The 21042-nt window shown below is 67.8% G+C and carries 21 protein-coding genes; 4 read left to right on the top strand and 17 right to left on the bottom strand.

What is annotated here, in order from left to right:
- Positions 1–101 precede the first annotated feature (101 nt).
- On the bottom strand, positions 102–1472 hold the full coding sequence (glmU, locus tag ABD974_RS05215) for a bifunctional UDP-N-acetylglucosamine diphosphorylase/glucosamine-1-phosphate N-acetyltransferase GlmU (protein ID WP_345302235.1): 1371 nt from the start codon (positions 1470–1472) through the stop codon (positions 102–104).
- Positions 1473–1590: 118 nt separating this feature from the next.
- On the opposite strand from glmU, the gene ABD974_RS05210 reads away from it, so the two are divergent.
- Together ABD974_RS05210 and ABD974_RS05205 are read left to right on the top strand one after the other, a co-directional pair.
- The gene (locus ABD974_RS05210; protein ID WP_345302234.1) at positions 1591–3636 is read left to right on the top strand and encodes a hypothetical protein; all 2046 of its coding nucleotides are present in this window, start codon (positions 1591–1593) and stop codon (positions 3634–3636) included.
- The gene (locus ABD974_RS05205) at positions 3633–4016 is read left to right on the top strand and encodes a GtrA family protein (RefSeq protein WP_345302233.1); all 384 of its coding nucleotides are present in this window, start codon (positions 3633–3635) and stop codon (positions 4014–4016) included. The genes ABD974_RS05210 and ABD974_RS05205 overlap by 4 nt, the downstream gene beginning before the upstream one ends.
- A gap of 135 nt (positions 4017–4151) precedes the next feature.
- Here the strand turns inward: ABD974_RS05205 and ABD974_RS05200 are convergent, their stop codons facing one another.
- From ABD974_RS05200 to ABD974_RS05160, 9 genes are all read right to left on the bottom strand, one after another.
- Positions 4152–4574: a F0F1 ATP synthase subunit epsilon gene (locus tag ABD974_RS05200; protein ID WP_345302232.1), complete on the bottom strand. Its 423-nt coding sequence runs from the start codon at positions 4572–4574 to the stop codon at positions 4152–4154.
- 77 nt (positions 4575–4651) lie between these two features.
- Entirely contained in the window at positions 4652–6058 is a 1407-nt protein-coding gene (gene atpD, locus ABD974_RS05195) for a F0F1 ATP synthase subunit beta (protein WP_345302231.1), read from the bottom strand.
- A 69-nt stretch (positions 6059–6127) separates the two neighbouring features.
- The gene (gene atpG / locus ABD974_RS05190) at positions 6128–6991 is read right to left on the bottom strand and encodes a F0F1 ATP synthase subunit gamma (protein WP_345302230.1); all 864 of its coding nucleotides are present in this window, start codon (positions 6989–6991) and stop codon (positions 6128–6130) included.
- A gap of 84 nt (positions 6992–7075) precedes the next feature.
- Positions 7076–8626 carry a F0F1 ATP synthase subunit alpha gene (atpA, locus tag ABD974_RS05185; RefSeq protein WP_345302229.1) on the bottom strand — a complete coding sequence of 517 codons (1551 nt, stop codon included), beginning with the start codon at positions 8624–8626 and terminating at the stop codon, positions 7076–7078.
- Between the two features lie 65 nt (positions 8627–8691).
- Entirely contained in the window at positions 8692–9219 is a 528-nt protein-coding gene (locus tag ABD974_RS05180) for a F0F1 ATP synthase subunit delta (protein ID WP_345302228.1), read from the bottom strand.
- 19 nt (positions 9220–9238) lie between these two features.
- Positions 9239–9709, bottom strand: coding sequence for a F0F1 ATP synthase subunit B (locus tag ABD974_RS05175; protein ID WP_345302227.1), 471 nt, complete (start codon positions 9707–9709; stop codon positions 9239–9241).
- A 109-nt stretch (positions 9710–9818) separates the two neighbouring features.
- On the bottom strand, positions 9819–10085 hold the full coding sequence (gene atpE / locus ABD974_RS05170) for a F0F1 ATP synthase subunit C (protein ID WP_425562629.1): 267 nt from the start codon (positions 10083–10085) through the stop codon (positions 9819–9821).
- A gap of 72 nt (positions 10086–10157) precedes the next feature.
- Positions 10158–10982 (bottom strand): F0F1 ATP synthase subunit A, encoded by an 825-nt coding sequence (gene atpB, locus ABD974_RS05165; RefSeq protein ID WP_345302226.1) that lies wholly within the window; start codon positions 10980–10982, stop codon positions 10158–10160.
- A 132-nt stretch (positions 10983–11114) separates the two neighbouring features.
- Positions 11115–11492: a hypothetical protein gene (locus ABD974_RS05160; RefSeq protein ID WP_345302225.1), complete on the bottom strand. Its 378-nt coding sequence runs from the start codon at positions 11490–11492 to the stop codon at positions 11115–11117.
- Between the two features lie 236 nt (positions 11493–11728).
- Here ABD974_RS05160 and ABD974_RS05155 point away from each other — a divergent pair, with 236 nt between their 5' ends.
- Entirely contained in the window at positions 11729–11932 is a 204-nt protein-coding gene (locus ABD974_RS05155) for a DUF2061 domain-containing protein (RefSeq protein ID WP_345302224.1), read from the top strand.
- Positions 11933–12079: 147 nt separating this feature from the next.
- Here the strand turns inward: ABD974_RS05155 and ABD974_RS05150 are convergent, their stop codons facing one another.
- From ABD974_RS05150 to ABD974_RS05120, 7 genes are all read right to left on the bottom strand, one after another.
- Positions 12080–12772, bottom strand: a complete 693-nt coding sequence (locus ABD974_RS05150) for an aspartate/glutamate racemase family protein (protein WP_345302223.1) — start codon at positions 12770–12772, stop codon at positions 12080–12082.
- 49 nt (positions 12773–12821) lie between these two features.
- Positions 12822–14627, bottom strand: a complete 1806-nt coding sequence (gene lpdA / locus ABD974_RS05145; protein ID WP_345302222.1) for a dihydrolipoyl dehydrogenase — start codon at positions 14625–14627, stop codon at positions 12822–12824.
- 13 nt (positions 14628–14640) lie between these two features.
- Positions 14641–16197, bottom strand: coding sequence for a dihydrolipoyllysine-residue acetyltransferase (gene aceF / locus ABD974_RS05140; protein ID WP_345302221.1), 1557 nt, complete (start codon positions 16195–16197; stop codon positions 14641–14643).
- Complete coding sequence (locus ABD974_RS05135) at positions 16194–16793, bottom strand: iron chaperone (protein ID WP_345302220.1); 600 nt, start codon at positions 16791–16793, stop codon at positions 16194–16196. The genes aceF and ABD974_RS05135 overlap by 4 nt, the downstream gene beginning before the upstream one ends.
- Positions 16794–16993: 200 nt before the next feature.
- Entirely contained in the window at positions 16994–17854 is an 861-nt protein-coding gene (locus ABD974_RS05130; RefSeq protein ID WP_345302219.1) for a hypothetical protein, read from the bottom strand.
- A 102-nt stretch (positions 17855–17956) separates the two neighbouring features.
- Entirely contained in the window at positions 17957–18829 is an 873-nt protein-coding gene (locus ABD974_RS05125; RefSeq protein WP_345302218.1) for a hypothetical protein, read from the bottom strand.
- A 96-nt stretch (positions 18830–18925) separates the two neighbouring features.
- On the bottom strand, positions 18926–19819 hold the full coding sequence (locus tag ABD974_RS05120) for a DMT family transporter (RefSeq protein WP_345302217.1): 894 nt from the start codon (positions 19817–19819) through the stop codon (positions 18926–18928).
- A gap of 144 nt (positions 19820–19963) precedes the next feature.
- Here ABD974_RS05120 and ABD974_RS05115 point away from each other — a divergent pair, with 144 nt between their 5' ends.
- Positions 19964–21010, top strand: a complete 1047-nt coding sequence (locus tag ABD974_RS05115; RefSeq protein ID WP_345302380.1) for an OmpA family protein — start codon at positions 19964–19966, stop codon at positions 21008–21010.
- Positions 21011–21042 lie beyond the last annotated feature (32 nt).

Below are 21042 nucleotides of genomic sequence, written 5' to 3'. Positions count from 1 at the left end.
AGCCCCGAGCGTTTGTCCCGAAACGCCGTGCTGGCTCCAGGCCGGTTCGGCGGTGTTTCACGCCACAAGCTCGGGGCTGAAGCCCCTCCTACGAACGCGGCTTATTTCGGCTTTTTCACCGGCCGCTTCCAGCCGTCCACCGTCACCTGTTTCGCGCGCGCGACGGTGAGCTTGCCCGCCGCGGCGTCCTTGTTGATCACCGAACCGGCGGCGATGGTCGCGCCCTCGCCGATCACGACCGGCGCCACCAGCGCCGCGTTCGAGCCGATGAAGGCGCCGTCGTGGATGGTGGTGGTGGATTTGTTGGCGCCGTCGTAGTTGCAGGTGATGGTGCCGGCGCCGACATTCACGCCCGCGCCGACGACGGCATCGCCGAGATAGCTGAGATGGTTGGCCTTGCTGCCGACGCCGATCTTCGCGTTCTTGGTCTCGACGAAATTGCCGACGTGCACGCCGTCGGCGAGCACGGTGCCCGGGCGCAGCCGCGCGTAGGGGCCGATGTGCGCCGCGCCTTCGCTGCGCGCGCCGTCCAGGTCGCAGTGCGCGCGGACCTCGGTGCCGGCGGCGAGCGCCACGTCCTTGAGCCGGCAGAACGGGCCGATGCGTACGCCGTCGCCGAGCACGACGCGGCCCTCGAAGATCACGTCGATGTCGATTTCGACGTCGCTGCCGACCTCGACCGTCCCGCGGACATCGACCCGGTTCACGTCGGCGAAGCGCGCGCCGGCCACGCACAGCGCGCGCACCCGTCGCAGCTGGAACGCGCGTTCCAGCTGCGCCAATTGCCACGGATCGTTGGCGCCTTCGGTTTCCTGCGCGTCCGCGGCGATCACGATCTCGGCGCCGGCGTATTCGTGCGCGGCCATCGCGAAGACGTCGGTGAGGTAGTACTCGCCCTGCGCGTTGCCGTTCGAAAGATTGGCGAGCCAGCGCTTCAGCGATGCGGCTTCGCCGGCGATGACCCCGGTGTTGACGATGCGGATATGGCGCTGGTCGTCGCTGGCGTCCTTGTGCTCGACGATCGCGGCGACGCGGCCTTCGGCGTCGCGCACGATGCGACCATAGCCGGTGGCGTCGTGCAGCTCGGCGGCCAGCACCGCGAGCCGGCCCGGCGCATCGAGCAGCCGCTGGAGGGTCTCGCTGCGGATCAGCGGCACGTCGCCGTACAGCACCAGCACCCGGGCGTCGTCGGGCACGCCGGGCATCGCCTGCTGCACCGCATGACCGGTCCCCAGCTGCTGCGCCTGTTCGGCCCAGTGCAGATCGGGCTGGTCTTCGAAGGCCGCGCGCACCTGGTCGCCGCCGTGGCCGTAGACCACGTGGATGCCGGCCGGATCGAGCGCGCGCGCGCTGTCGATGACGTGCGCCAGCATCGGCACCCCGGCGATCTTCTGCAGCACCTTCGGCAGCGCGGATTTCATCCGCTTGCCCTCGCCCGCGGCGAGGACGACGACATGGAGGGGGGCGCGCATGGGAACTCCGGAACCAGGGTTGCCGGCATTCTAGCGAGACCGGCTGCTACGATGCCGGCCGATCCGCGCGCGGCGCTCACTCCGGCGCCCACCACCGGCGCCCCCACCGGACACCAGCATGCCCGCAACCCCCACCATCGCCGACGCGACACCGCCCTCCCGAGCGGCACGCTTCGCGGCGGCCGCAGGTGCGGTGGCCACGCTCGCCGGACTGATCGTCCACGCGACCTGGCGGGCGCTGCCGGCGGAACGCTTCGCGCTGTCGCTGGTGCTGGCCGCGATCGCGCTGGCGCTGGCCTGGCCGCTGCAGCGCCTGCTGCGCTGGACCCGGGCCTCGGCATTGGCGGCGGTCTGGCTGGCCGCGCTGACGATCTACGTCGGCCTTCCTGCGGTCCTGGCGGTCGCGCTGCTCGGCGCCGGCGCGCTCGCGATCGGGCTGTGGCTGACGCCGGCCGGACTCGCCGCGCGCGCCGCGATCGCCACCGTCGTCGGCCTGTTCGCGATCGCGATGCTCGCCGGCTGGACGCTGACCTGGCCGATCCATCATCCATGGGTGTGGTTCGCGCTGCTGGCGGTTCCGGTCCTGCTGCAGCGGGGCGCGCTCGCGACGACCCTGCGAGACGCCCGGACGGGCTGGCGCACCGCGGTCGCCGCGGCGCCGCGTGCGGCCGCCGTCGCGGTGCTGCTGCTCGGCATCGCCTCGGTGGCGTGCTGGGTGCCGACGATGCAGTCGGACGACCTCGGCTATCACCTCGGTCTGCCCACGCAATTGCTGCTGCACGCGCGTTACGCGCCGGACGCGGAGTACCAGGTGTGGTCGTACGCGCCATGGGCGGGCGATGCGCTGCACGGCATCGCCTTCGTGCTGTCGCGCCGCGATGCGCACGGCGCGCTCAACGCGCTGTGGATCGTCCTGATCGCCGGTGCGCTGTGGGCGTTGCTGACGCCGCTGCGCGCGAGCGGCCTCGAACGCTGGACCGCGATCGCGCTGTTCGCGTCGTTTCCGCCGCTGGTCTGGATGGCCGCGGGCCTGCAGACCGAGCTGGCGTCGATCGCGGCGCTCTGCGCCTTCGTCGCCATGTCGCTCGCGCTGCCGGGCGTTTCCGGCGCGCCGCGCGCGCTGGCCGCCGGCACCGTGCTGTTCGCCGGACTGTTCGCGCTCAAGCTCGCGCATGGCATGGCCGCACTGCCGCTGCTGGCCTGGGCGCTGTGGACGCAACGCGCGCATCTGGCGTGGCGCTGGCTGCCGCTCGCGCTGGTCGCCGGTCTCCTGTTGATTGCGTCGAGCCACGTGCAGGCCTGGCTGGCGACCGGCAACCCGGTGCTGCCGATGTTCAACCACGTGTTCGGCTCGCCGTATTTCCCGCGCGAACAGTTCCACGACCCGCGCTGGCACGCCGGCGTCGGCGCCGACATCCTCTGGCGCATGACCTTCCTCAGCGCACGCTACGTCGAAGGCTGGAACGGCGGTCTCGGCTTCAGCCTGATCGCGCTCGCCGGGCTGTGGCTGCTGCGGCTCGCGCAGCCCGGCAGTCGCCTGCTGTTGCTTGCGGTCACCGCCTGCGTGTTGCTGCCGCTGCTGCCGATGCAATACGCCCGCTATGCCTGGCCGGGCATCGTGCTGCTGCTCGCGGTGCTGGTCGCCGGCAGCGAAGCCGCGCTCGGGCGACGCGCATTCGTCTGGCTGTTCGCGACGCTGTGCGCACTCAACCTCGCGTACCAGGCGAATGCGAGCTGGCTGCATCACGCGGCGGCGGTAAAGCGCACGATCCGCAGCGGCGGCGATGCCGGCGCGGTGTTGTCGGCCTACGTCCCAGAACGGCTGCTGATCCGGCGCATTCCCGACAATGCCAAAGAACTCGTGCTCGCCACCGATCCCGCGCGCAACATGGTCGCGGAGCTCGGCGGTCGCGGCCGCACCGTCTCGCCGCACGATCCCTCGCTGCACGCCGACGCGAAGATCGCCGACGGCGATGCCAGCGGCGCGGGCTGGGCCGCGCTGTTCGAACGCGAACGCATCCGCTGGGTGTTGGTGAATGCCGACACCGCATCGCCCGCGCTGCGCGCTGCGCTCGCCGCCGCGGGTGCGACGCGGGTGGAGGCGCTGGGCGGGATCGAACTGTGGCGTCTCCCGTCCATCACGACGACGGAGACGCCGCCGTGAGCCTGCAGCGTCAGGGACGCCGCTATCTGATGATCGGCTGCGTCCAGTGGCTGGTCGACTGGGGCGTGATGGTGCTGCTCAGCCATCTCGGTCTGGCGGTGGAGGTCGCCAACATCTGCGGACGCATCAGCGGCGCGATGCTCGGTTTCTGGCTCAACGGACGGTTCACCTTCGCCGGCGACGACACCCGCATCGGCGGCACCCAGTTGCGGCGCTTCGTGCTGATGTGGCTGTGCACCACCACCCTCAGCACCGTCGCGATGGGCGGCATCGACGATGTGTTCGGCCTGCAGTGGGCGTGGCTGGCCAAGCCGGCGGTGGAACTCCTGCTCGGCGTGTTCGGCTTCCTGCTGTCGCGGCATTGGGTCTACAAGGCCTGATCTTGCCGGTAGAGCGGCCTTCAGGCCGCTGTCGTGCTTGACGGAAAAGCCGCGGCCTGAAGGCCGCTCTACCGGAAGCACAAACGAAAACGCCGGCTTTCGCCGGCGTTTCGGATGCATCGCGATGCGAAGACCTCAGTGCTTGAGGTTCTTGCGCAGGCGCTCCAGCGCGCTGAGCTGGGCGAGACTCATCGCCAGCTGCGACTGGGCTTCCTCGGCGCTCATCTTCGGATCCTTGTGGGCGAGCGCGCGCTGCGCTTCTTCCATCGCCGCGCGGACCGCCGCTTCGTCGATGTCCTGCGCGCGCACCGCGGTGTCGGCCAGCACGGTCACGACCTGCGGCTGCACTTCGAGGATGCCGCCGGAGATCGCGAAGTCGAGCACTTCGCCGTTCGCCAGGGTGACGACGACCTTGCCCGGCTTGAGGCGGGTGATCAGCGGCGCGTGGCGCGGCGCGATGCCGAGTTCGCCCTGCTCGCCGGTGGCGACGACCAGCGTGGCTTCGCCGTGGAAGATCTCGGCTTCGGCGCTGACGATGTCGCAACGGATGGTGGCCATGGTGTTCCGGTTCCTCGTAGGGCGGGTCTTGACCCGCCTTCTGTTTCACGCAATGGCGGGTCAAGACCCGCCCGACATCACGCGGCGAGCTTCTTCGCCTTCTCGACCGCTTCCTCGATGCCGCCGACCATGTAGAAGGCCTGTTCCGGCAGGTGGTCGCACTCGCCGTCGCAGATCATCTTGAAGCCGCGGATCGTGTCCTTCAGCGACACGTACTTGCCCTTCGAACCGGTGAACACTTCGGCCACGGTGAACGGCTGCGAGAAGAAGCGCTCGATCTTGCGCGCGCGGGCCACGGCCAGCTTGTCGTCTTCCGACAGTTCGTCCATGCCGAGGATCGCGATGATGTCCTTCAGCTCCTTGTACTTCTGCAGGGTCGACTGCACGCGACGCGCGGTCTCGTAGTGCTCGTTGCCGATCACGTTCGGATCGAGCTGGCGGCTGGTCGAGTCCAGCGGGTCCACGGCCGGATAGATGCCCAGCGAAGCGATGTTTCGCGACAGCACGACGGTCGCGTCGAGATGCGCGAAGGTCGTCGCCGGCGACGGGTCGGTCAGGTCGTCCGCGGGCACGTACACGGCCTGGATCGAGGTGATCGAACCGGTCTTGGTCGAGGTGATGCGTTCCTGCAGCACGCCCATTTCCTCGGCGAGCGTGGGCTGGTAGCCCACCGCCGACGGCATGCGGCCCAGCAGCGCCGACACTTCGGTACCGGCCAGGGTGTAGCGGTAGATGTTGTCGACGAACAGCAGCACGTCGCGGCCTTCGTCGCGGAAGTACTCGGCCATCGTCAGGCCGGTCAGCGCCACGCGCAGACGGTTGCCCGGCGGCTCGTTCATCTGGCCGTACACCATCGCCACCTTGGACTTGGCGTGCTCTTCGACGTTGACGACGCCGGATTCCTGCATTTCGTGATAGAAGTCGTTGCCTTCGCGGGTACGCTCACCCACGCCGGCGAACACCGACAGACCCGAGTGCTCGGTCGCGATGTTGTTGATGAGTTCCATCATGTTCACGGTCTTGCCCACGCCGGCGCCGCCGAACAGGCCGACCTTGCCGCCCTTGGCGAACGGACACATCAGGTCGATCACCTTGATGCCGGTTTCCAGCAGTTCGGTGGTCGAGGCCTGGTCTTCGTAGCTCGGCGCCGCGCGGTGGATTTCCCACGTGGTGTCGGCCTTGACCGGGCCGGCTTCGTCGATCGGGTTGCCGAGCACGTCCATGATGCGGCCGAGGGTGCCGATGCCGACCGGCACCGAGATCGCGCGGCCGGTGTTGTCGGCGATCAGGTTGCGCTTCAGGCCGTCGGTCGAACCGAGGGCGATCGTGCGCACCACGCCGTCGCCGAGCTGCTGCTGCACCTCGAGCGTGATGTCGGTGTTCTGCACCTTCAGCGCGTCGTACACCTTCGGCACGTGTTCGCGCGGGAATTCGACGTCGACGACGGCGCCGATGATCTGAACGATCTTGCCCTGGTTGCTCATGACTGTGTCCTCTGGAACTTTGAGATTCTGCCTGGCGGCGCAGCGGTTGCCGCGCCTGCCGCGATTGGATTAGACCGCCGCCGCGCCGCCGACGATTTCGGAGATTTCCTGGGTGATCGCCGCCTGGCGCGCCTTGTTGTAGACGAGGTTCAGGGTGCCGATCAGCTTGGTCGCGTTGTCGCTGGCGGCCTTCATCGCCACCATGCGCGCGGCGTGCTCGGAGGCCACGTTCTCCATCACCGCCTGATACACCAGCGACTCGATGTAGCGCGTGAGCACGTGCTCCAGCACGGTCTGCGCATCGGGTTCGTAGATGTAGTCCCAGTCGTGGTGGGCGACGCTGGTCTCGGACGGCGGCAGCGGCAGCAGCTGATCGAACGCCGCGCGCTGGGTCATGGTGTTCACGAAGTCGTTGTAGACCAGGAACACCTTGTCGACCTGGCCGCTGCTGTACGCATCCAGCATCACCTTGATCACGCCGACCAGCTGGTCCACGTGCGGGGTGTCGCCCAGATGCGTCACCGACGCCAGCATGCCGACCTTGATGCGACGGAAGAACACCGTGGCCTTCTGGCCGATGGTGACCACGTCGACCTCGACGCCCTGCTGCTGCCAGTTGCGGATGTCGCCGAGCAGCTTGCGGAACAGGTTGTTGTTGAGGCCGCCGGCGAGGCCGCGGTCGGAGGAGACGATGACGTAGCCGACGCGCTTGATCTCCTTGCGTTCCACCAGGTACGGATGGTGGAACTCGGAGTTCGCCTGCGCGAGGTGGCCGATGACCTGCTTCATCGCGCGCGCGTACGGACGCGAGGCCTTCATCCGGTCCTGCGCCTTGCGGATCTTGGAAGCCGAGACCATTTCGAGGGCGCGGGTCACCTTGCGGGTGTTCTGCACCGACTTGATCTTGGTTTTGATTTCTCTGCCGCCTGCCATCTCTCTCTTCCCGTAGGGCGGGCTCAAGCCCGCCGTTACCGATTACGACACGTCCGGAGGCGGGCCAGGGCCCGCCCTACGACATCACCAGGAACCGGTCTTCACGAACTCTTCGATGCCGGCCTTGAACGCCGCTTCGAGGTCGTCGTTCCAGTCGCCGGTTTCGTTGATCTTCGCCAGCACGTCGCCCTTGGTGTTGAAGAAGTGTGCATGCAGGGCGTCTTCGAACGCGCCGATCTTGGCGACCGGCACCTCGTCCATGTAGCCCTTGTCCACGGCGTAGATCGACAGCGACTGCTCGGCGACCGACATCGGGGCGTACTGCTTCTGCTTCATCAGCTCGGTCACGCGCTGACCGCGCTCCAGCTGCTTGCGGGTGGCTTCATCGAGGTCCGAGGCGAACTGCGCGAACGCGGCCAGCTCACGGTACTGGGCGAGCGCGATGCGGATGCCGCCCGACAGCTTCTTCATGATCTTGGTCTGGGCGGCGCCACCGACGCGCGACACCGAGATGCCGGCGTTCACGGCCGGGCGTATGCCGGCGTTGAACAGATCGGTTTCGAGGAAGATCTGGCCGTCGGTGATGGAAATGACGTTCGTCGGCACGAACGCCGACACGTCGCCGGCCTGGGTTTCGATGATCGGCAGCGCGGTCAGCGAACCGGTCTTGCCCTTCACCGCACCGTTGGTGAACTTCTCGACGTAGTCCTCGGACACGCGCGCGGCGCGCTCGAGCAGGCGGCTGTGCAGGTAGAACACGTCGCCCGGATACGCTTCGCGGCCCGGCGGGCGACGCAGCAGCAGCGAGATCTGGCGATAGGCCACGGCCTGCTTCGACAGATCGTCGTAGATGATCAGCGCGTCTTCGCCGCGGTCGCGGAAGTACTCGCCCATGGTGCAGCCCGAGTAGGCGGCGATGTACTGCATCGCGGCGGATTCGGAGGCCGAGGCGGCGACCACGGTGGTGTAGGCCATCGCGCCGTTGGCTTCGAGCTTGCGCACGATGTTGGCGATGGTCGAGTTCTTCTGACCGATCGCCACGTAGATGCACTTGATGCCGGAATTCTTCTGATTGATGATCGCGTCGATCGCCAGTGCGGTCTTGCCGGTCTGGCGGTCGCCGATGATCAGCTCGCGCTGGCCGCGGCCGATCGGGATCATCGAGTCGACCGACTTGTAGCCGGTCTGCACCGGCTGCGACACCGACTTGCGCCAGATCACGCCCGGGGCGATGGTTTCGACCGGCGCGCTGACCTTGGCTTCGATCGGGCCCTTGCCGTCGATCGCTTCGCCCAGCGCGTTCACGACGCGGCCGAGCATTTCCGGACCGGTCGGCACTTCGAGGATACGGCCGGTGGTCTTGGCGGTGTCGCCTTCGCGCAGGTGCTCGTAGTCGCCGAGGACCACGGCGCCGACCGAGTCGCGCTCGAGGTTGAGCGCCAGCGCGGTGGTGCCGCCCGGCAGCTCGATCATTTCGCCCTGCATCACGTCGGCGAGACCGTGGATGCGCACGATGCCGTCGGACACCGAGGTCACGGTGCCTTCGTTGCGCGCTTCGGCGGCGAGCTTGACCTTTTCGATGCGGGTCTTGATCAGTTCGCTGATTTCGGACGGGTTGAGCTGGGTGCTGGCCATGGTGGTTCCCTTGTGCCGACGCGAGCGCCGACGATGAATTGAATGCGTGTTATTGGACGGGCACGTCAGTGGGCGAGGGCCGACTGCAGGCGGGCGAGCTTGCTTTTCAGCGAGCCGTCGATGACCACGTCGCCGGCATCGATCACCGCGCCGCCGATCAGACTCTCGTCGACCGCGGTCTCGATCTCGACGTCGCGGCCGAAGCGACGCTTCAGCGCGGCCTTGATGCTGTCGAGTTCGGTCGCGGGCAGCGTCGTCGCCGACGTGACCCTGGCCTTGACGATGCGCTCGGCCTCGGCACGCAGTTCCTCGAACAGCCCGGCGATTTCCGGCAGCAGCGCGAGACGGCGGTTCTCCGCCAGCACCGAGAGGAAATTGCCGAACGCGTCGGAAGCGCCTTCAGGCGAGAGCAGCATGACCGCGTCGCCGCGGCCGAGCTGGGGATGGCCGAGCAGCGACTGCACGCGCGGATCGGCGGCGACGCGCGCGGCGAAGCCGAACGCGCCGGACCATTGCGCAGCGGCGCCGGCCTCGCGCGCGATCGCGAATGCGGCGCGGGCGTAGGGGCGGGCGAGAGTGAGAGCCTGGCTCATCGGAGTCTCCGTCGTGCCGTCAGAGCTGCGCGGCGAGTTCGTCGATCAGCGCCTTGTGGGCGTTGGCGTCGATTTCGCGCTTGAGCAGCTTTTCGGCGCCCGACACGGCCAGGGCGGACACCTGCTTGCGCAGGTCTTCCTTGGCGCGGTTGGCGGCGGCGGCGATCTCGGCCTCGGCCAGCGCCTTCTGCCGACCGGCTTCGGCGACGGCGTCGTTCTTGGCCTGGTCGACGATCTGGTTGGCACGCTGGTGGGCCTGTTCGATGATCTCGTTGGCCTTGGTGCGCGCGAGCTTCAGTTCCTCGTTGACCTTCTCTTCGGCCTGGGCGAGGTTCTTCTGCGCGTTGTCGGCCGCGGCGAGGCCTTCAGCGATCTTCTGCTGACGCTCCTCGATCGCCTTCATCAACGGCGGCCAGATGAACTTGACGGTGAACCAGATGAGGATCGCGAACGAGATCATCTGGCCCAGCAAGGTGATATTCGGATTCATGACGTACCCTGCGGATGCGTGTCCTGCGAATCGGCGCACGCCGCGGCCTCGGGCCACGGCATGCGCGAACGGAGACGCGGACCGTATGGACGGTCCGCGCCGGTACCGATTACTGCTGGAGAGCGGCGAGCAGCGGGTTCGCGAAGGCGAACATCATCGCCACGCCGACGCCGATCAGGAACGCGGCGTCGATCAGGCCGGCCAGCAGGAACATGCGACCGGACAGCATCGGAACCAGTTCCGGCTGACGGGCGGCGGATTCGAGAAACTTCGAACCCATGATGCCGATGCCGAGCGCAGCGCCGAGGGCGCCGAGACCGACGATCAGGCCGATGGCGACGGCGGTGAGGCCTTGGACGTTGGCGATGAATTCCATGATGAACTCCGGATTGAACGAGATGGATGGATGGAAATGGCTGTGTGAAGCGGGGATGGTTGAAGCGGAAACTCAGTGGTGCTCGTGCGCCATCGCCAGATAGACGACGGTGAGCACCATGAAGATGAAGGCCTGCAGCAGGATGATCAGGATGTGGAAGATCGCCCAGCCGGCATGCACGAACACGCCCGGCACGAAGGTGACCCACGACGCGAACAGGCCGGCGATGAGCATGAACAGCAGCTCGCCCGCGTACATGTTGCCGAACAGTCGCATGCCCAGGCTGACCGGCTTGGACAGGTATTCGACGAGATTCAGGAAGAGATTGAACGGGGCCAGGACGACGGCCATGATGCCGTGACCATGGAAGGGCGCGGTGAAGAGCTCCTTGGTGAAGCCCCAGCCGCCCTTGGCCTTGATCGAGTAGAAGATGATCAGCAGGAAGACCGTGATCGACATGCCGAACGTGGTGTTGATGTCGGCGGTCGGGACCACGCGCAGATAGGTGTGGTGCGCGGTCTCCGCGCCGGCGACCCACGTGACCAGCGCCATCGGCAGATCCAGCGGCACCAGGTCCATCGTGTTCATGAACACGACCCAGACGAAGATGGTCAGCGCCAGCGGCGCGATGAAACGGCGATCGCCGTGGAAGGCGTCCTTGACCTGGCCATCGACGAATTCCACCACCAGCTCGACGAAGGCCTGGCCCTTGGAGGGCACGCCGGACGTCGCCTTGCGCGCCTGGCTCCACAGCAGGAAGCAGGCCAGCAGACCGAGCGTCAGCGAGATGACCCACGAGTCGAGATGGAAGGTCTGCCCCGCCACCTGGGTCGTGTTGTGGGTCAGGTGATGGACGATGTATTCGGTCAGTCCGCCACTGCTTTGTTCAGCACTCACGCTGTCGCCCTCAGGTCCACGGTTGCGCCGCGACGGTGTTCGCGGCGATCGATTCGAAACAGACCGGCCTAACGGCCCGGTCGACGATCCGGTCAAACTATCTGGTCAAGCGTCCGCACGATCCGGTCGCGCTCAGTCTCGGCGCAACCCGCCTCTCGCGGAGAACAACAACCCCGCCGCGGCCACGGCCGCGCCGGCGAGCGCCGGCAGGGCCGGCAATTTCCAGACGGCGATCGCGAAGAAGAGCCCCGCGGCCACCACGATCCACTTCGCCGCCAGCCCCACCAGCAGCCGGCCGAACGCCATTTCGGCGCCGACCACCCCGCCCGAGAACGCCCCCCAGGCGGCCAGGGCGCTGCCGAGGGTCATCGCGGCGCCTCCGACCAGCGCGCCGAGCGCGGCCGGACGTCCGAACGACAGGCAGACCACGGCGGCGAGCAACGTGGCCACGGCCTGGAACAGCACCGTGCGTCGCGCCAGCCGACGGCCCGCAGCGACAGAATTCAGCACGCGGCACCCGGGGAGTTGGCAGAAGCGGCGGACCGGTTCGATGCCTGACGCACATCGAAAACCACTCCGCGAAGCCGCAAAAGTATAGCAGCCGGCCGTTTTCCGGGGCAACCGACGAAGGTCTGAAACCGGGAGCCTGATCGATAGTCTTGATCAATCGTTATTTCCGTAACAATCGATTTGACCATTGCCCCGACTGGCCCGAGGCTGGTCTCCCCTGCTCTCGGAAACCCGACGTGGCCAAGACCCTCAGTTTCGCCGGCCTGCACGTGGGCGTGGCCTTCGGTGTGGGCTACGCGATGACCGGTAACCCGTGGGTCGGCGGGGCGCTGGCCCTGGTCGAACCCGCCTGCAATACCGTCGTTTTCCACTTCCACGAGAAAGTATGGAAACGGATCGAGGCCCGACGACCCGCCGTCCCGCCACCGCTGCAGGTCTGAACGGTCCTGCGGCTTGCGGGAACTTCCTGCCGCGGCACCTGTCCTTCGCTGGCGACCTGCGATTTCCCGTCGTCCCTCGGCGACGCGCAGGCTCCGGAGCCCCGGTCCCAAGCCGGGGCTTCGTCTTTGCGGGCGTCGCCCGCCGCCTCAGCCGGCCAGCGCCCAGTCCGCCGCGGCCTCGGCGTGGATGCGGGCGGTATCGAACAGCGGCACGCTGGCGTCGCCCGCGCCGACCAGCAGGCCGATCTCGGTGCAGCCGAGAATCACGCCCTGGGCGCCGCGGCCGACGAGGTCGGCGATGATCGCCCTGTAGTCGTCGCGCGAAGCGTCGAGGATCCGGCCCAGGCACAGTTCGTCGTAGATGACCCGATGCACGCGGTCGCGTTGCGCCGCATCGGGCGTGAGCACTTCGATCCCGGCCGCCGCGATGCGATCGCGATAGAACGCCTGCTCCATCGTGAAGCGGGTGCCGAGCAGCGCGACCCGCGTCAGCCCAGCCGCGCGGATGCGTGCGGCGGTGGCGTCGGCGATGTGCAGCAGCGGCAGATCGACCGCCGCCTGCACCTGCGGCGCGACGAGGTGCATGGTGTTGGTGCAGATCACGATGGCCTCGGCGCCGGCGGCCTGGAGCCCGCGCGCCGCCTCCGCGAGCACGGCGCCCGCCATCTCCCATTCGCCGCGATGCTGCATCGCTTCGATCTCCGCGAAGTCGACGCTGTGCAGCACCAGCTTCGCCGAATGCAGGCCGCCGAGGCGCGCGCGCATGCGTTCGTTGACGATGCGGTAGTAGGGAATCGTCGATTCCCAGCTCATGCCGCCGATGAGGCCGAGGGTTTTCATGGCAATGCCGGTAGAGCGGCCTGACCAGCCCTTCTACCGAAGATCTCGATCATTTCTTCTTCGGGATGTAGAGATCGGTGATCGTGCCGTCGAAGACTTCCGCCGCCATGCCCACCGACTCGCTGAGCGTGGGATGCGGATGGATCGTGTGGCCGATGTCGGCGACCTCGCAGCCCATCTCGATCGCCAACGCGACTTCGGCGATCAGGTCGCCGGCATGCACGCCGACGATGCCGGCGCCGATGATGCGATGGCTGGCCTCGTCGAAAACGAGTTTCGTGAAGCCTTCGGTGCGGCCGATGCCGATGGCGCGGCCCGAAGCGGCCCACGGGAATTTGCCGACGCCGATCTTCAGGCCCTTGGCCTTCGCCTCGGTCTCGGTGACGCCGACCCAGGCGATTTCCGGGTCGGTGTAGGCCACCGACGGGATCACCCGCGCGACCCATTCCTTCTTTTCGCCGGCCGCGACTTCCGCCGCGAGCTTGCCCTCGTGGGTGGCTTTGTGCGCGAGCATCGGCTGGCCGATGATGTCGCCGATGGCGAAGATGTGCGGCACGTTGGTGCGCATCTGCCGGTCGACCTCGATGAAGCCGCGCTCGGTCACGGCGACGCCAGCCTTGTCGGCGTCGATCTTCTTTCCGTTCGGCGCGCGGCCCACGGCGACCAGCACGCGGTCGTAGGTGTCGTTGGCCGGAATGCTGGCGCCATCGAAGCCGCAGACGATGCCGGCCTTCGTCGCCTTGGCCTCGACGACTTTGGTTTTCAGATGGATCGCCACACCCTGCTTCTTGAGGCGGTCAGCGAGCGGCTTGATCAGATCGGTGTCGGCGCCGGGCATGATCTGATCCATGAACTCGACCACGGTCACCGTGCTGCCGAGCGCGCGATACACCGTCGCCATTTCGAGGCCGATGATGCCGCCGCCGACGACCAGCAAGGTCTTCGGAATGTCCTTGAGTTCGAGCGCGTCGGTGGAATCCATCACCCGCGGATCGCCAACATCCCCATTGACCCATGGAAACGCCGGCAGCTTCACCGGCTGCGAACCGGCGGCGATGATGCATTGCTCGAAGCGGACGAGCCGGGTGCCGGCGTCGCCGGCGACTTCGATCTCGTTCGGGGACACGAACCGGCCGGCGCCCTGCACCACCCGCACCTTGCGCTGCTTCGCCATGCCGCTCAGGCCCTTGGTGAGCTGACCGACGACTTTTTCCTTGTAGCCGCGCAGGGTGTCGAGCGAGATCTTCGGTGCGCCGAAATCGATGCCGTAATCCTTCGCATGCGCGGCTTCGTCGATGACGTTGGCGGCGTGCAGCAGCGCCTTCGATGGAATGCAGCCGACGTTGAGGCAGACGCCACCGAGCGCGGCGTAGCGCTCGACCAGCACGGTGTCGAGCCCGAGGTCGGCGCTGCGGAACGCGGCGGTGTAGCCGCCGGGGCCGGCGCCGAGCACCAGCATGCGGCATTCGATGTCGGCCTTGCGGCCGCTGGATGCGGCGGCCGTGGGTGCGGGCGTCGCGACAGAGGGCGCTGCAGGTGCAGGGGTCGGTGCGGATGTCGGGGGCGGTGCGGCAGGGCTCGGGGCTGAAGCCCCCCCTACAATGGCGGTGCTGTCGGCGCTCTCGAGGATCGCGATCACGCTGCCCTCGGACACGTTGTCGCCGACCTTCACCTTCAGTTCCTTCACCACGCCCGCGGCGGACGACGGCACTTCCATCGTCGCCTTGTCGGATTCGAGCGTGACCAGGCCCTGGTCCTTCGCCACGGTGTCGCCGGGCTGGACCAGGATCTCGATCACCGGGATGCCTTCGAAGTCGCCGATGTCGGGGACCTTCACTTCAACCGTCGTCGTCATCATCGTTCCCCGGTCACAGCAGCACGCGGCGCATGTCGGCCAGGACCTGGCCGAGATATGCGGTGAAGCGCGCGGCGGCGGCGCCGTCGATCACGCGATGATCGTAGGACAGCGACAGCGGCAGGATCAGGCGCGGCGCGAACTGCTGGCCGTCCCACACCGGCTTGATCGCCGATTTCGAGACGCCGAGGATCGCGACTTCCGGCGCGTTGACGATCGGCGTGAAGCCGGTGCCGCCGATGCCGCCGAGCGAACTGATCGAGAAACAACCGCCGCTCATCTCGGCCGGGCCGAGCTTGCCGTCGCGCGCCTTCTTCGCCAGTTCGCCGGTTTCCTGCGCGATCTCGATCACGCCCTTTTTGTCGACATCGCGCACCACCGGCACGACCAGGCCGTTCGGCGTGTCTGCGGCGAAACCGATGTGGAAATACTTCTTGAGGACGAGATTGCCGTCGGTGTCGAGGGATGCGTTGAAGTCGGGATACTTCTTCAAGGCCGAGACCGATGCCTTCATCAGGAAGGCGAGCATGGTGAGCTTGATGCCCGCCTTCTCGTTCTCTTTGTTCAATGCGACGCGCAGCGCTTCCAGATCGGTGATGTCGGCATCGTCGTGCTGGGTGACGTGCGGGATCATCGCCCAGTTGCGGGCGAGGTTGGCGCCGGAAATCTTCTTGATCCGCGACAGTTCGCGGACTTCGATCTCGCCGAACTTCGAGAAGTCGACCTTCGGCCACGGCAACAGATTGAGGCCACCGCCGCCACCGGCGGGCGCGGGCGCGGCGCCCGTGGCGCCGCCCTGCATCGCGGCCTTGACGAAGTTCTGCACATCTTCGCGGCTGATCCGGCCGGCGCGGGCGGTACCGGTCACGCGCGACAGGTCCACGCCGAGTTCGCGGGCGAACAGGCGCACCGCGGGGCTGGCGTAGGGCACCTTGTCCGGCAGCACGGCGTCGGCCTCGAAGCGGACCGGCGGCAGACCGGCACCCATCGGTGCAGCGGTTGCAGGTGCGGCGGCCGGTGCAGGCGCGGAAGCCACAGGTGCAGGTGCAGCCACGGCCGGCGCGGGCGCCTCGGGTTTCGGCGGCGCAGCGGGCGCAGGTGCGGCGGCGGCGGCCGGTTCGGCATCGCTCGGTTCGATGATCGCGACCACGCTGCCCTCGGACAGATTGTCGCCGAGCTTGACCTTCAGTTCGCGGACGATGCCTGCGAACGGCGCCGGCACTTCCATGGTCGCCTTGTCCGATTCCAGCGTCACCAGACTCTGGTCGCGGGCGACGGCATCGCCGACGGCCACCAGGATTTCGATCACCGGAATGTCGGTGAAATCGCCGATGTCGGGAACGCGGGCTTCCTTCAGAACTGTCATGTGCGGGCCTTGTGGTCGTGCCTGCGCCGGGGGGCGAAAGGATCGGGCTATTGTGGCCGGGGATGCGCCCCGCGCCAACCACGGCGACACCCCCGAGCGCGCATGCGCGCGCGCCCGGCAGGCGAAAACGTATTCACACGTCGGCGCCCTGCGTCGCCATACGCCGGCGAACGGCGACGCGCGCCTTCGGCACGGGCGCGTCATCCGCGCTTGGGCACGGCCTTCGCCCTGGCCTGCGGCTTCGCCGCGGCAGGCGTCTTCTTCGCGGCCGGCTTGCTGGCGGCCGTCTTCTTCGCGACGTTCTTCGCCGCCGGTGTTTTCGCCGCCGTGTTTTTCGCGGCGCCAGCGGATCCGCTGGTCGCGCGCGACGCTTCGTACAGCGCGATGTACTCGTCGACCGGATGACTGGCGATCAGCGTGCCGATGGCATCGAGCGGCAGACGGTCGAGCGCGCGGAAACGCAAGCAGGATTTGCCCATGTCCAGCGTCGTGCCCATCGCCGCCGCGGCCTCGCGCAGCGCGCGTTCCTGCGCGCTGTCCGAATACACGCACATCAGATACAGCGCGTAGTTGTTCTTCTGCGCGGCGAAGCCGACGTAGGCCAGCGGCTTCCCGTTGTAGGTGTCGGGATAGCGGTCCAGCGGGACCTCGTAGGTCGGCATGCCCCAGGTCATGGCTTCGGCATAGCCTTCGGGCAGATGCCGGCGGATCAGCGCGCGCAGCGCCGCCGCCACCTCGCGGCGTTCGGGCGGCAGCGCGGCGAGATAGGCATCGACGGTGGTGGCGGTGCTGGTGACCATTTCGAACGCCTTCGACGGAACGGATGGCCGGATTCCGACGCCATGCAGGTCGTCGATCCGGGCCTGTCGACGCTACACCGGGACGCCTGCGGGGTCACGATGCGGCGCAGCGCGCGGTCGCACCCGTCTTCGGCGTCCGCCAAAGGCGAAGCCCGGCGCGGGGCCGGGCTTCGCGGGGTCGCGCGGGTCCGAACGGGCACTCAGCGCTCGTCGCCCACCACGCGCAGTCCGAAGACCATCGAAGCGAAACCGACGTTCTGGGCAGAGCCGGTGACGTTGAGGCGGATCGTGGTCGGCTGTTTGAAGAACTCCTTGGCCTGCGATTCGGTCAGGCCATAGCTTTCGATCAGCGCCTTCTTCGAGACGAAACCGGCCATGCACACCGCCGAGTCGCGGGTGCGCTCGGTGAAGTTCACGCCCACGTCCAGCGGCACCACGAAACTTTCGCTCGCGGTCATGCTGGTCATGAACTGGCCGCCGAACGGTGCGCCGGTGGTCGGGTCGATCAGCGCCGGATCGTCCAGCACCGGATTCTCGATGGTCAGCGTCGGCGTGTAGCGCAGGCGGCCGTAGGTCGGCGTGGCGCCGCTGTTGACGTAGTTGACGTTGAGCACCGGCGAGAACCAGTAGCACAGCAGCGAGTTCGCGGACTTGCCCGGCAACGTGATGTGCGCGGCATCGTCGAACGTGAAGGGCGTGAACGCCGGCGCCGGCGCCAGCACCTGGCACAGTTCGTCCGGATTGGTCGGGTCGCTCGGGCAGGTGTCACTGAGATTGATGAAGGCGCTGGCCAGACCCAGCCAGACGACGTTGCGCTTGAAGGAATCGACGTCGTAGACGTCCTCTTCGCTGGGCGCACGCGCGGCCTTCGCGGCGCCGGCCTTGGCGACCGACAGGCTGCGGACCGTCTGCAGCGGATGCTGCGCGTGTTGGCGGGTGGGCAGATCGGGAGAAACGGCTTCGATGACATCGTGTTTCGACAGACCGCCCTGCTGGGCGTAGACGCCGACGGACACGAGGGCCGCGGCGATGCCGAGGCCGAGGAAATGCTTGCGTTGCATGGTGATGCGCTCCGGAGGTTGGCGGGACGGACGACACGTACCGGAACACAACGCAGGCCCCCGGGCGGAGCGGACAGCGCTCCGCCCGGACGGCGTGGCGGATCAGTCGCCCATCACCCGCAGGCCGAACACGAACGACGCCGTGCTGACGTATTGCACGCTGCCGGTCACGTTCAGACGAACGGTGGTCGGGCTGGCGAAGAAGTCGTCCGCCTGCGACGGGGTCAGGCCGTAGTTCTGGATCAGCGACTTGTGGCTGATGAAGCCGGCCATGCAGACGGTTGAATCGCGGGTGCGCTCCATCAGGGTCACGCCGGGTTCGAGCGATTCCTGGAAGCGTTCGCTCGACGTCATGCTGGTCATCAGTTGGCCGCCGAACGGCGCGCCGGTGGTCGGATCGATCAGCGACGGATCGGCCAGCACCGGATTCTCGATGGTGAGCGTCGGGTTGTAGGAGAGGCGTCCGATCACGCGCGACGCGGTCGGGTTCTGCCACGTGTAGCTCAGCACCGGCGAGAACCAGTAGCAGAGGATCGAATTGCTGGCGTACTTCGGCAGCACGATCCGCGCGGCATCGTTGAAGGCGAAGCTCGTCGACGCACCGACCGCGGGGTTGAGCTCCTGACAGTATTCGTCGGGGCTGGTCGGCTTCGGGCAGCCGCTCTGCACATTGATGAAGGCGCTGGCGATGCCCAGCCAACGCACGTTGCGCCCGAAGCTGTCGACGTCGTAGACCTCGGCCTCGGTGACCGGATAGATCGGCGGCGCGAGCTTGGCGGTGATCGGGGCGGACGCGGCCGCCGGCAGGCGGGCGACCTTACCTCGGGTACGCTGCAGGCCAGAGTAGTTCTGGACATCCGCGGACACACCGCGGATGGCGTCGTCGCGGGTGAACAGACCGCGCTGGGCATAGGCGGTCATGGAAGCGATGGCGGCGACGGCGATGGCCAGGCCGAGGATGTGCTTGCGCTGCATGGGACGGGGCTCCGGAGGTTGGATGAAGTCGATGACCGACACCCAAAGCCATACGCAGGACGGACACCGCGGCGGACAGCCGCGGCGGCGGCAGGCTCAGGGCCGCTCCGCCTCCATGTGCACGCGCTCGCGGTGCAGCAGGTACAGGCCGCTGAGCACGATGATCGCCGCGCCCACCCAGGTGACGCCGTCGGGGAGGACGTGCCACAGGCTGAAATCCAGGATCAGGCCCCAGAGCAGCGCGGTGTATTCGAGCGGCGCGATCGAGGACGCCTCGCCGTGGCGGAAGGCCTCGGTCACGGTGTACTGGCCGAGCGCGCCGGCGACGCCGACCCCGGCGATCAGCCAGGCATCCGCAGCGGCCACCGGGCGCCAGTCCGGCAGGGCCAGCGCCCCCGCGCCGAGCGCGATGCAGGCCAGCAGCCAGACCACCATCGCCTGAGTGCTGTCGGTGCGCGCCAGCACCCGCACGGTGATCGCCGACACCGAATACCCCAGGGCCGACAGCAGCACCGCCAGCCCGGCGAGGGTCATCACGCCCTCGCCCGTGGGCCGCAGCACCACCAGCACCCCGACGAAACCGATCGCGATCGCGATCCAGCGTCGCGGGCCGACCTTCTCGCCCAGCACCGGCACCGACAACGCGGTGATCAGCAGCGGCGCGACGAAGAAGATGGTGTAGGCGGTCGACAACGGCAGCGTGCGCAGGGCGTAGACGAAGGCGGCCATCATCAGCACGCCCATCACGCCGCGCATCAGGTGCAGCGGCCAGCGCACCCGCAGCAGCCGCATCGGCCCGACCGTGGCCAGCGCCCAGACCAGCACGAACGGCAGCGAGGACGCACCGCGCAACGCCGCGACCTGGAACGGCGGATAGTGGGCCGACAGCGTCTTCAGGCCCGCGTCCATCAACGAAAAGAAGAGGACGGCGGCGAGCATCAGCAGGGCCGCTCGCCAGGAGCGGCGGCCGATGGGGGCATGCGGGGACATCCGGCTAGGATGCCGGTTGCGGCCAGCGCCGGCCAGCCGTGCGCGCGGGACACCGAGTCCCGCCGGACCTGCCGCCTGACCCGACGCGGGCGTTTCCGGCGTTTTACACTCCGTCCGCCCGACCTGACCCGGAGTGCTGCCGTGATGCCAGTCGTTACCCGTACGTTGCCCCTCGCCTGCCTGCTGATGGGCGTCCTGTGGCTGTCCGCCTGCCAGCGCGACGCCCCCGCGGACACGCCCGCACCTGCACCGGCAACTGCGGCGACACCCGCCCCGGCCGCACCGGCCCCGACGACCGACACCCCGGCCGCACCCGCCGAATTCGATCCCGCCAGCGTGCCGGACAGCACCGCGTCGCTGCCGCCGTTCCCGTTCTTCAAGTCGCCGGACGGGCTGGACAGCACCTTCGACGAGAAGGACAAGCTGGTGAACTTCGATCGTCACTTCTTCATCGCCGGCGACAAGGCCGTGGCGGTCGAAGGCCGGATCTTCCACGACCGCTTCAATCTCGACGGCGGCGCGCGCAAGTATTCCGACATCGAATTCCGCCGCAACTACGAGAACGCGATCCAGGCCCTGGGCGGAAAGAAGATCAACACGAGCCAGTACACCTACGCGGTGATGGACGCCGCCGGCGGTCGCGACGCGCTGGAGAAGACGAATTACGCCGCACCGATGAACCCCGATGCGCCGCACGACATCTATCTGATCCGCCAGGGCGGCAAGGAATGGTGGATCGATGTCAGCACCGGCGCGTTCCCGCTGCACGGCTACGTGGTCGTGCTGGAGCGCGAAGGCATGAAGCAGTCGCTCGGCTTCCTCGACGCCGCGGCGATGAAGCAGGCGATCGACAAGAACGGCCGGGTCGCGCTCTACATCAACTTCGACGTGGACAAGGCCACCCTGCGTCCCGACGCGCAGCCGATCCTCGCCGAGATCGACAAACTGCTGCAGTCCGATCCGGCGCTGAAGCTGTCGATCGAGGGCCACACCGACAACACCGGTGCGCCCGATCACAACCAGACCCTCTCCGCCGCCCGCGCCCGCAGCGTGCTCGGCGCACTGGTCGGCCTCGGCATCGATCCGGCGCGCCTGCAGTCCAAGGGCTTCGGCCAGGACAAACCGCTGGCCGACAACGCCAGCGAAGACGGCCGCGCGAAGAACCGCCGGGTGGAACTGGTGAAGATCTGAGGCGCGACCGGTCGCGTTGCCCGCCCTCCCGA

The organism is Lysobacter hankyongensis (assembly GCF_039543145.1).
Lineage (GTDB): Bacteria > Pseudomonadota > Gammaproteobacteria > Xanthomonadales > Xanthomonadaceae > Lysobacter_I > Lysobacter_I hankyongensis.
The sequence above is the reverse complement of the archived record's forward strand: the minus strand, read 5'-3'. Positions and strand labels throughout refer to the sequence as shown.